The organism is Thiobacillus denitrificans (assembly GCF_001530125.1).
GTDB classification, from domain to species: Bacteria; Pseudomonadota; Gammaproteobacteria; order Burkholderiales; family Thiobacillaceae; genus Thiobacillus; species Thiobacillus denitrificans_C.
This window is the reverse complement of record NZ_LDUG01000024.1, coordinates 34,047-43,727: the sequence shown is the minus strand read 5'-3', so window position 1 is coordinate 43,727 and position 9,681 is coordinate 34,047. Positions and strand designations below refer to the sequence as shown.

Genomic DNA, 9,681 nt, shown 5'->3' with positions numbered 1-9,681 from the left:
AAGCCCCCGTGCTGCCGTTCGACTTGCATGTGTAAAGCATTCCGCCAGCGTTCAATCTGAGCCAGGATCAAACTCTTCAGTTCAATCTCTGATATTACTTACTACAATACTGCTCGCTCAAACTCAAAATGAATTAACTTCAATTCAAGTGTGAGCATTTATGCTAGGCGCTACCCCAGCCAAAACCAGGACAGCTACCGCAACAACACCCACACCTATCGGCTGTAAATTGTTAAAGATCAATCTCTTAACGACTCAGCTTTCGCTGCGTTGCCGTCTGGAGAGGTGCGCATTCTACGTGATTCACATAAAACATCAACACTTATTTCGAAATGGTTGCGGGGGCAGGATTTGAACCTACGACCTTCGGGTTATGAGCCCGACGAGCTGCCAGACTGCTCCACCCCGCGCCTGTCGCAATGTTTCGCGTCAATCGAGAAGCGGAACTATAGCAAAGCCCCCCGGGGGACGTCAACACTTCTTCGCCTTTTAGATCAGGCCCGCTTGGCCATAAAGCCGGATACCCAATGATTTCAATACACTGGCGATGACCAGCCGATTTTGCTCAGCCTATGGCGTGGCGGCATCAATCCCGCCAGGTGCGCCATGGCCGGGTTTTCTGCACAATTTACAGGCAGACAGGCCATTGTCCTTGTCGCTACCATGCACAGCTTAAATGGATATGGGAGTTGATTGTGCGCATGACTGAGTTTTCCATTTCGCGCTTGCCGCGCATCGAGTTCGGTTCAGGCGCGTTGGCCAAATTACCGGCCATCGCCCGCGGATACGGCGCGCATGCATTGCTCGTGACCGGTGCCGGCTCGCTGAAAAGCTCGCCGTTCTGGCCAGGCGTGACAGCCGGGCTGAAAGGACAGGGCATTTCGTGGCTGCACCTTGCCATTCCGGGCGAGCCGTCACCGCAGATGGTGGACGAGGCCGTGCGCGCCTTGCGCACAGAGCCAATTGATGTCGTGATTGGCATCGGCGGCGGCAGCGCACTGGACGCCGCCAAGGCGATTGCCGGCCTGCTCAAACCCGGCAATTCGGTGATGGATCACCTGGAAGGAGTGGGGCCCGAGCTGCCTTATTGCGGTCCGGCCACCCCGTTCATTGCCGTGCCGACCACTGCAGGCACCGGTTCGGAAGCCACCAAGAATGCGGTGCTGAGCCTGCAGGGGCCGGATGGCTACAAAAAGTCCTTCCGTGACGAGAAACTGGTGGCGGAATACGCGCTGGTTGACCCCGATCTGCTGGCCACCTGCCCGCCCTCGGTCATTGCGGCGAACGGCATGGACGCCGTCACACAGCTGCTGGAATCCTATGTTTCCAGCCGTGCGACGCCACTGACAGACTCGCTCGCCTGGGGCGGCATGAAAGCCGCGCGCGACGGCCTGCTGGCCCTGTATACCGACGCCGGCGATGCGGCGGCGCGCGAGCGGATGGCGTATGCGGCACTGGTGTCGGGCATCACGCTGGCGCAGGTCGGGCTCGGCTCGGTACACGGACTGGCCGCGCCGCTGGGGGCGTTTTTCCCGATTCCGCATGGCGTGGCATGCGGCACGCTGGTGGCGACGGCGACGCGCCTCAATATCGAAACCCTGCGCACACGCGAACCGGTGCATCCGGCGTTGGAAAAATACGCGCAGGTTGGGCGCTTGCTGAGCAAACAAGGGCACCTGGACCAAACTGCCGCCCATGCCGCCCTGATCAACACGCTGGAAGCCTGGACCCTCGAACTCAAGCTGCCGACGCTGGCGCATTACGGGGTGACGCCAGCCGATATCCCGCGCATTGTGGCCAACAGCCGCGGCAGCAGCATGAAAACCAATCCGGTCTTGCTCGAGGACAGCGAAATCGCGGCCATTCTCACCGCGCGGATTTAACTGCGCCGCGCTCAAGTTACACGCCCGTCATCCGCTATTTCAGCGACTCAACTTCTGGAGCACTTCATGTCCGGCCTCCTGGCTTTTTTTATCGTGCTCGCACTGTTCGCCGTCTTCGGCGTATTCATCTTCAACCAGCTGGTTACGCTCAAGCACAACGTCGGCAAGGCGTGGTCCAACATCGATATCCTGCTCAAACAGCGTCATGACGAACTGCCCAAGCTGGTCGAGACCTGCAAGCAATACATGCAGTTCGAGCAGGAAACGCTGGAAAAGGTGATGCAGGCACGCAGCCAGGTGGCCAGCGCACGCGCATCGCACGATATTCCCGCACTGGGGCAGGCCGAAGGCGCGCTGCGGCTGGGGCTGGGCAATCTGTTTGCGGTGGCTGAGGCCTACCCCGAACTGAAAACCAACGAAACCTTCCAGCACCTGCAGGCGCGCATCAGCGGGCTGGAAAACGCTATCGCCGACCGCCGCGAGTTCTACAACGACTCGGCCAACGTCAACAACGTGCGCGTCGAGCAGTTCCCCGACACCGTCGTCGCACGGCTGTTCGGCTTCCGCCAGTTTCCGCTGCTGCGGTTTGCCGCCGAAGAAAAGAAAGACGTCGATCTGAAACAACTGTTCAGTAGCTGATGCTCCGCACGCGCCGGGCTGCCGAATGGCGGCACGATTACGCCAACCTCGCGCTGGGCGGTGGCAAACTGCTCATCCTGCTGCTCGGTTTCCAACTGCACTCGCGCATCGGCTGGCAGATCAGTTTTGCGCTGGTCGGGCTGACCAGCTTCTGGGCGTGGTACGCCAACCTCAAACGCTATCGAACCGTGGCGGACACGCCGACCTCGCGCATCGCCTCGGCGCCTCAAGGCTATATCGAGTTGGTGGGCCGCGGCCAGCCGCCGCCGGGCGCCGGCCTGGTCAGCCCGATCAGCGGCCTGCCCTGCCTGTGGTTACCGTGTCGAACGCAAGAACGGAGACCGCTGGGAACATGTGGAATCCGGGGTGTCGCACGACACCTTTGGCATCAGCGATGGCAGCGGCCAGGTGCTGATCGACCCTGACGGCGCCGAAATCATGACTTCGCGCAAGCAGGTTTCAAACACAGGCGGCTACCGCAAAACAGAGTGGACGTTGATTGAAGGCGAAACCATTTACGTCATCGGCGAGCACGTCACCTTGGGCGGGCCCAACGCCATGCTCGACAAAAAATCTGATCTCGCCACTCTGCTGGCCGAATGGAAACGGGACAAGACCGTCCTGCTGTCGCGCTTCGACGCCAACCGCGACGGCGAAATCAGCCTCGACGAATGGGGACACGCGCGCCAGGCCGCGGCCGACGAGATTGACCGCGCCCACCTCGACATCCGCCTGAAAGACGGTATCCACCTCATGCGTCAGCCGGTGCATGGCCGTCCCTTCCTCATTGCCAACCGCGAGGTCACCGCACTGGTGCGGCATTTTCGCCTGTGGAGCTGGGCGCATCTGGTGCTGATGCTGAGCGCCCTGGCCGGCCTGATGCTCATCGACCCCCGCGGCCTGACGCTTGCCCAAGCCGGTTGCACTGCCTATAGTTGGTTCGTGGAGGACACGCAATGATGAAACATCTCATACCCGAAACGCCGCCTGACTACGATCACACCCGCATCATCGAGCGGCCCGATGGCTGCTACTGGATCGATGCCGATACCGGCGAGGAATATGGCCCCTTCCCGAGCATGCTGGAGGCCGTACAGGACATGGAATACAACGCCGAAAGCGACTTTGAACCCGGCGAGACGGTGGAAGAAGCCGAGGAGGAAATTGGCATATCCGACTGGATCGATCCCGACACCGGCGAACCCGGTGAAGAAGCTCACCGCCCGGTAGAGTGAGTCCCGGCTGAGCCTGGCCGAGCAGATTTCACCCGCGCAGCAGACTCCGTAGCGCGCGCCTCGCACTCAAACACATTATCGCGATACGGATGGCCGCCGCGCGCCCAGGCGATCAGGCCGGCGAGCGGATACAGCACCAGCAGCAACACCCCCCAACGTTCGAACTGCCTGACATGCGCACGCTCGTGTGCACGGGTTGCCGTCAGCGCGTCCAGCGACTCGCCCACCACCACATGCCCCAGCGTGATCGCCGCCACTGCGCCGCTGAACGGAAAGCCCCGCCTTAACACCCATGCCGGCCAGCCGCCCGCAGCCTCCAGCACACCATCCACCCGCAGCAAGGTTCCGCCGCTGCTGCGCGCGATGGCCGCCACCAGCATGCCGAGCAGGGTCACCGGAAGCGCCCACAGATAAAGCAAGGCCCGCAGCATTATTGGGTCTGTATTCCAAAGCCTGGATGCAGACCCAATAACAGCCTGGTTTGACTGTTCATTGAATCGGCACACCCCGGGATTGGAAAGCCAAGTGGCGCCGCCATGAATATTGGCAATCCAAGTTCGTCTGTACCGGTTCAATAAGTGTCGGTCGCACCGGCAAACCAGCGTGCTCCCGGCAGGCCGTGGCGCACAAAATGCGCCCGCGCCTGATCCAGCTGCGTTGCGGTGCCTGCTGCGTAAACATCGAAGCGATGCAGGTCGGGGTAATCCAGCACGATGTCTGCCAGCACAGCATCGAGGTCGTCGCGGTGCGCGTGCGGCACGTAGTTGAAATTATCCAGCGCATCGGCCCAGGCGCGACACAGGTTGTCCTGATAATGGCCTGCTTCGTCAGCCAGCCAGTGCAGGTCCATCGACTCGGCCAGCTCCAGCGACATGGCGTGTTGGATCAGGCTCTTGATCGGTGCAAAACCAGCACCGAATGCGAGAAAAATCACCGGTCGCGGCGAGTCCTCGTCCAGCACGAATTCGCCGAACGGCCCTTCCAGTTCCACCGTATCGTTGGTTTTCAGCGTGGTGAACAGCGCCTCGGCGAATGCATCGTCGGGACGGTGTGGAATCTGCACTTCGATGTGGCGGTCATCGCATGGACAACTGGCGATCGCATAGCGCCCGCTCACTCCGTTGACCCTAACCTGGATGCTTTGCCCGCCGAGGTAGCGCAGGCGCTGGCTGCGCGGCGCCAGAATGTGCAGCGCGGCCATCTGGGGATTGAACACCTCCACCGATTTGACCTTGGCGGTGATCTGCTGCACCGGGATGTCGCGCGCCTCGGCCACATTGGCCTCGATCACCACGTCGTTTACCGGCGCATACGCGCACAGCAGGATCACGCCGGCGTCCTTTTCGGCCTGCTTCAGCACATAGTCGTGAGCGTGCACTTTCTTCACCTCGCCCGACACTACTCGTGCCTTGCAGTCGCCGCAGTTGCCGTTGCTGCAGCCATAGCTGAGCGACACTCCGTTGCGCAGCGCGGCTTCGAGCAGCGTGTCGTTGCCATCCACATAGAATTCGTGGCCACTGGGCTGAATGGTCACATGAGCTGACATAAGTTTAAGTATCCTTTCCTGTGCAATCACCGCCTGCGCCAGCACGGCGTCCGGCGGTGTTTCGGCCAGATTCCGCAATAGAAACGCGCGCACCGTATGCAGGGCATGGTGCGTCTCGGCGCTCGCGTTTTCCTCGAGTTCTTCGATCTTCTCGTCCAGCCAGATCATCACATTGCCGTAGTGCAGCAACAAGGCTTTGGCCGCCGCGTAATCGCCGCCCAGTTCGTTCAGTCGGGCCACCAACACATCCTTGTCCGGCAGCGCACGCTCACGCACCCGCTTGGCAAACGCCTTGTCCTTGATTTCGGTTACCCGGCGGAACTCTGCATCGTCGTCCCACCTCACCTCAGGAAACGCACGCAGCAACTCGTCGAGCTCGACCATGCCGTCGAAGGTCGCCAGCGTGCCGCTGCGGATCATTTCCTGCAGCGTATGGCGTGGCTGCCCAACCAGCTTGGCGACGCGTGAAAGCGGGAGTAAATGACTCATGCTGCGATGTTACTACGTGCGTCCGGCAGACAGAATCGGCAATTCACCCGATTCCGAATCACTGATTCGCTTGCCCGGTGCTTCTGCCAATACAATCGCCCCACGGTTTAATTACACGATGCTCCAGCGCACCATGCCTTCAGTCACCACCCGCCCCTGCCCCGCCGATGCCCGCACCGCCCTCGAACAGGCCGGACTCGCGCCCGCCTGGGCCCGGCTGTATGCCGCGCGCGGTGTCACCCACCCCGAGCAGATCGCGCACCGCCTGCCGCAGTTGCTGCCGCCCGCCGGCCTGTTGCACATCGAGCGCGCCGCCGCGCTGCTGGCCGATGCCATTGCGGCAAACAAGCGCCTGCTCATCATCGCCGACTACGACGCCGACGGCGCCACCGCCTGTGCGGTCGGCGTGCGCGGCCTGCGCCTGCTCGGCGCACGAGTCGATTTCATCGTGCCCAACCGGCTCGAGCACGGCTACGGCCTCACCCCCGACATCGTCAAGCTCGCCGCCGAACGCCAGCCCGACCTGATCGTCACCGTGGACAACGGCATCGCCGCGGTCGACGGCGTGGCGGCCGCGAACGCGCTCGGCATTCCGGTGCTGGTCACCGACCACCACCTGCCCGGCGACGCCTTGCCGGATGCCGCCTGCATCGTCAATCCCAATCAGCCCGGCTGCGGCTTCGCGTCGAAAAATCTGGCGGGGGTGGGGGTGATGTTCTACGTGCTCTTGGCGTTGCGCGCCGAACTACGCCAGCGCGGAGTGTATGCAGCGCAAGCCGAACCGGACCTGCGCGTCCTGCTCGATCTGGTCGCGCTCGGCACCGTCGCCGACGTGGTCAGACTCGACGCCAACAACCGCGCCCTGATTGAAAACGGCCTGGCACGGATGCGCGCGGGCAAAGCCAGCGCCGGCATCAACGCGCTGTTCCGCGCCGCCGCGCGCGACCCCGCGCGCGCCACCGTGTTCGACCTCGGCTTCATGCTCGGCCCGCGCCTCAACGCCGCCGGCCGCATCGACGACATGGCCCTCGGCATCGAATGCCTGCTGGCCGACGATCCCGCCACCGCGCAGCAGCTAGCGCAACGGCTCGACACGCTCAACCGCACCCGGCGCGGCGTCGAAGCCGACATGCTGGAAGAAGCGCTCGCCATCCTTGCCAGCTTCAGCCCCACCGACAACCACAGCCTCACCGCCTATCAGCCCGACTGGCACATCGGCGTGATCGGCATCCTCGCCTCACGGCTCAAAGACAAGTTCCATCGTCCCACCATCGTGCTGGCCCGCAGCGACAGCGGCGAACTCAAGGGCTCCGGCCGCTCCATCCCCGGCCTGCACCTGCGCGACGCGCTCGACCTGGTCGACAAGCGCCATCCCGGGCTCATCCTCAAATTCGGCGGCCACGCCATGGCGGCCGGGCTCAGCCTTCCCGCCGGCCACCACGATGAATTCAGCCAGGCGTTCGAAACCGTGGTGCGTGAACTGATCGATCCGGCCGACCTCGAAGGCGTGATCGAAACCGACGGCGAACTCGATGCCGCCGACCACAGCTACCAATTCGCCATCGAGCTCGATCACGCAGTCTGGGGGCAAGGCTTCCCCGCCCCGTTGTTCACCGCCACCTTCGACGTCATGGCGCAGCGTGTCGTCGGCGAAAAACACCTCAAGCTCAAACTCGCGCGTGCAGGCGAAGTGTTCGAAGCCATGCGCTTTTTCCACGCTGACCCGCTGCCCGACCGCATCCGCGCCGTCTACGCTCTGATGCCCAACGAATACAATGGCCAGCAAACGCTGCAACTCAAGCTGCAACACTGGGAGCCCGCCAGCTGATATTTTCTTGCGGCTGAAACTGCGATCGTCTCGCCGCAGATACCGTCACCCTCATCCTGACATGCAGCAAACCGGCCACTGGCAGGCATGACACGCACGGCCAATCACCCCACCTTCGGCAAGCGCTCCAGCGCGGCCTGGATCGCTTCTTCCGGATAGGCGAAGTCCTCCAGCTTGCCGCTGAAATAGCTGTCGTAGGCCGCCATGTCGAAGTGGCCGTGACCTGAAAGATTGAAGAAGAGCGTCTTCGCCTCGCCGCTTTCCTTGCAGCGCAGGGCCTCGTCGATGCAGGCGGCGATGGCATGGTTGGATTCGGGCGCGGGAACGATGCCTTCGGCGCGGGCAAAGGTGACGCCGGCCTGGAAGGTGGCGAGTTGGGGCACGGCTACCGCTTCGAGCAGCTTCTCGTGATAGAGCTGCGATACCAGCGCCAAGTCGCCGTGATAGCGCAGGCCGCCGGCGTGGATGCCGGGCGGCATGAAGTCATGGCCGAGGGTGTACATCAGCATCATCGGCGTCAGCTTGGCGGTGTCGCCGAAATCATAGGCATAGTGGCCGCGCGTCAGGGTCGGGCAGGAGGTGGGTTCCACCGCCACCAGTCGCACGTTCTTGCCCGCTGCCTTGTCGGCAAAAACGCGCCGCAAGTCTGCATCATGGAACGGCGATAAGGCTTCTGTCCGTAGCTCACCTTGACCATGTAGACGCGCACTTCCAGTCCGAACATCTGCCCGGCCAGCGCCATGGAGCAGCCCCACTGACCGGCACCGGTCTCGGTGGCGATGCGCTTGATGCCGGCTTCGGCGTTGTAATAGGCTTGGGCGACCGAGGTGTTGACCTTGTGCGAGCCCGCCGGGGAAACGCCTTCGTACTTGTAGTAAATCTTGGCCGGCGTGCCCAGGTCCGCTTCCAGACGATGCGCGCGGATCAGGGGCGAGGGTCGCCACAATTGATAAATCTCGCGCACTTTCTCCGGGATCGGGATCCACCTTTCGGTCGACATTTCCTGCTCGATCAGGTTCATTGGAAAGATCGCCGTCAGTGCCTCGGGGCCGATTGGCTTGCCGTCCGGCCCCAGCGGAGGTGCCGGTGGGTTGGGCATGTCGGCGACCACGTTGTACCAGTGGGTGGGGATATCTTATTCGTCGAGCAGGAACTTGGTTTGCGGCATGGCGGACTGCCTGTTGTGTTTAACGGTTGCTGAATTTCGGACAAGCAAGCCCGATTCAACAATCATCGGCCAATCACTTTATGCCGTCAACGCAACCAGGCTGACAGCGAACAAACCGGAATCGGATCCGGGGGTACACGCGACCGCTCCGGCACAGCGACGAGAAATCTAGTGCGTGGCGCCCCCCTCAGCAATTCTGCTGTGGACAGGAAGTACGCTGGGCAGCAAAGCCCAACCCATTGGTGCAATCTGAGTTCGCCGGTCAGGGTTGCCACGCCCGTGGCGTGTCAAATACCCATATAGTAAAAAAGCCGGTGCTCCGTAAAAAGCGAGAAACCGGCCTCCGCCAATACGATGAATCAAGACTTGCAATTTACAGCTTGTAATTGCCCCGGCTTTAAACGTACCCCTCCGGATTGCCCTGCTGCCAGCGCCAGGCATCCGCGCACATGCGTGGCAAGTCGTATTCCGCGCACCAGCCAAGATCGCGTGCGGCACGCGAGGGGTCGGCCCAGCATTGCGCCACGTCGCCCGCACGGCGCGCCACGATCCGGTACGGCACTTTTTCTCCACTGGCCGCTTCGAACGCGTGCACCATGTCGAGCACGCTCACCCCACGACCGGTGCCCAGGTTCCAGGTCTGCACCCCGCCCAATTGCAGCAGCCTGTTGAGTGCCGCCACATGCCCGCGCGCCAGGTCGACCACATGGATGTAATCGCGCACCCCGGTGCCGTCGGGCGTAAGATAGTCGCCGCCAAACACACTGAGGTGAGGCCGGCGCCCCACCGCCACCTGCGCCACATACGGCATCAGATTGTTGGGAATACCGCGAGGGTCTTCGCCGATCAGCCCTGATTCGTGCGCGCCCACCGGATTGAAATAGCGCAACAGC

At 62.3% G+C, this 9,681-nt stretch carries 11 protein-coding genes, 1 tRNA gene and 1 rRNA gene; 6 read left to right on the top strand and 7 right to left on the bottom strand.

All coding sequences use genetic code 11. The annotated features are described in order from the left end of the window. Both ABW22_RS09665 and ABW22_RS09660 read right to left on the bottom strand, forming a co-directional pair. Positions 1 to 83, bottom strand: a 16S ribosomal RNA gene (locus ABW22_RS09665); the annotation flags it as partial. A gap of 250 nt (positions 84 to 333) precedes the next feature. Then, positions 334 to 410 (bottom strand) — tRNA-Met (locus ABW22_RS09660). Positions 411 to 701: 291 nt separating this feature from the next. Between ABW22_RS09660 and ABW22_RS09655 the strand changes: the two genes are divergently transcribed. From ABW22_RS09655 to ABW22_RS09640, 5 genes are all read left to right on the top strand, one after another. Then, the gene (locus tag ABW22_RS09655; RefSeq protein ID WP_059755548.1) at positions 702 to 1,883 is read left to right on the top strand and encodes an iron-containing alcohol dehydrogenase; all 1,182 of its coding nucleotides are present in this window, start codon (positions 702 to 704) and stop codon (positions 1,881 to 1,883) included. A gap of 66 nt (positions 1,884 to 1,949) precedes the next feature. After that, a complete protein-coding gene (locus ABW22_RS09650; protein WP_059755532.1) occupies positions 1,950 to 2,522 on the top strand; it encodes a LemA family protein in 573 nt (190 codons plus the stop codon). Continuing rightward, a complete protein-coding gene (locus ABW22_RS18040) occupies positions 2,522 to 2,947 on the top strand; it encodes a hypothetical protein (protein ID WP_237763294.1) in 426 nt (141 codons plus the stop codon). Before ABW22_RS09650 ends, ABW22_RS18040 begins: the two co-directional genes overlap by 1 nt. Continuing rightward, positions 2,889 to 3,482 carry an E3 ubiquitin ligase family protein gene (locus tag ABW22_RS18035; protein WP_237763293.1) on the top strand — a complete coding sequence of 198 codons (594 nt, stop codon included), beginning with the start codon at positions 2,889 to 2,891 and terminating at the stop codon, positions 3,480 to 3,482. The genes ABW22_RS18040 and ABW22_RS18035 overlap by 59 nt, the downstream gene beginning before the upstream one ends. Beyond that, on the top strand, positions 3,482 to 3,757 hold the full coding sequence (locus ABW22_RS09640) for a hypothetical protein (protein ID WP_059755529.1): 276 nt from the start codon (positions 3,482 to 3,484) through the stop codon (positions 3,755 to 3,757). Before ABW22_RS18035 ends, ABW22_RS09640 begins: the two co-directional genes overlap by 1 nt. Here the strand turns inward: ABW22_RS09640 and ABW22_RS09635 are convergent. Beyond that, positions 3,739 to 4,188: a hypothetical protein gene (locus ABW22_RS09635; RefSeq protein ID WP_059755526.1), complete on the bottom strand. Its 450-nt coding sequence runs from the start codon at positions 4,186 to 4,188 to the stop codon at positions 3,739 to 3,741. The two genes, ABW22_RS09640 and ABW22_RS09635, sit on opposite strands and share 19 nt — an antisense overlap. 140 nt (positions 4,189 to 4,328) lie before the next feature. Next, a complete protein-coding gene (locus ABW22_RS09630; RefSeq protein WP_059755521.1) occupies positions 4,329 to 5,792 on the bottom strand; it encodes a 2Fe-2S iron-sulfur cluster-binding protein in 1,464 nt (487 codons plus the stop codon). Positions 5,793 to 5,925: 133 nt separating this feature from the next. On the opposite strand from ABW22_RS09630, the gene recJ reads away from it, so the two are divergent. Then, entirely contained in the window at positions 5,926 to 7,620 is a 1,695-nt protein-coding gene (recJ, locus tag ABW22_RS09625; RefSeq protein ID WP_059755546.1) for a single-stranded-DNA-specific exonuclease RecJ, read from the top strand. A gap of 104 nt (positions 7,621 to 7,724) precedes the next feature. On the opposite strand, the gene ABW22_RS18030 is transcribed toward recJ, so the two are convergent. The 3 genes from ABW22_RS18030 to ABW22_RS09615 form a co-directional block, all read right to left on the bottom strand. Then, a complete protein-coding gene (locus ABW22_RS18030; protein WP_237763292.1) occupies positions 7,725 to 8,264 on the bottom strand; it encodes a pyridoxal-phosphate dependent enzyme in 540 nt (179 codons plus the stop codon). Continuing rightward, positions 8,183 to 8,719, bottom strand: coding sequence for a pyridoxal-phosphate dependent enzyme (locus tag ABW22_RS18025; RefSeq protein WP_237763291.1), 537 nt, complete (start codon positions 8,717 to 8,719; stop codon positions 8,183 to 8,185). The genes ABW22_RS18030 and ABW22_RS18025 overlap by 82 nt, the downstream gene beginning before the upstream one ends. Before the next feature lie 466 nt (positions 8,720 to 9,185). Next, positions 9,186 to 9,681 (bottom strand): GDP-mannose 4,6-dehydratase (locus tag ABW22_RS09615; RefSeq protein WP_157648595.1); only part of this gene is annotated, 496 nt, incomplete at its 5' end.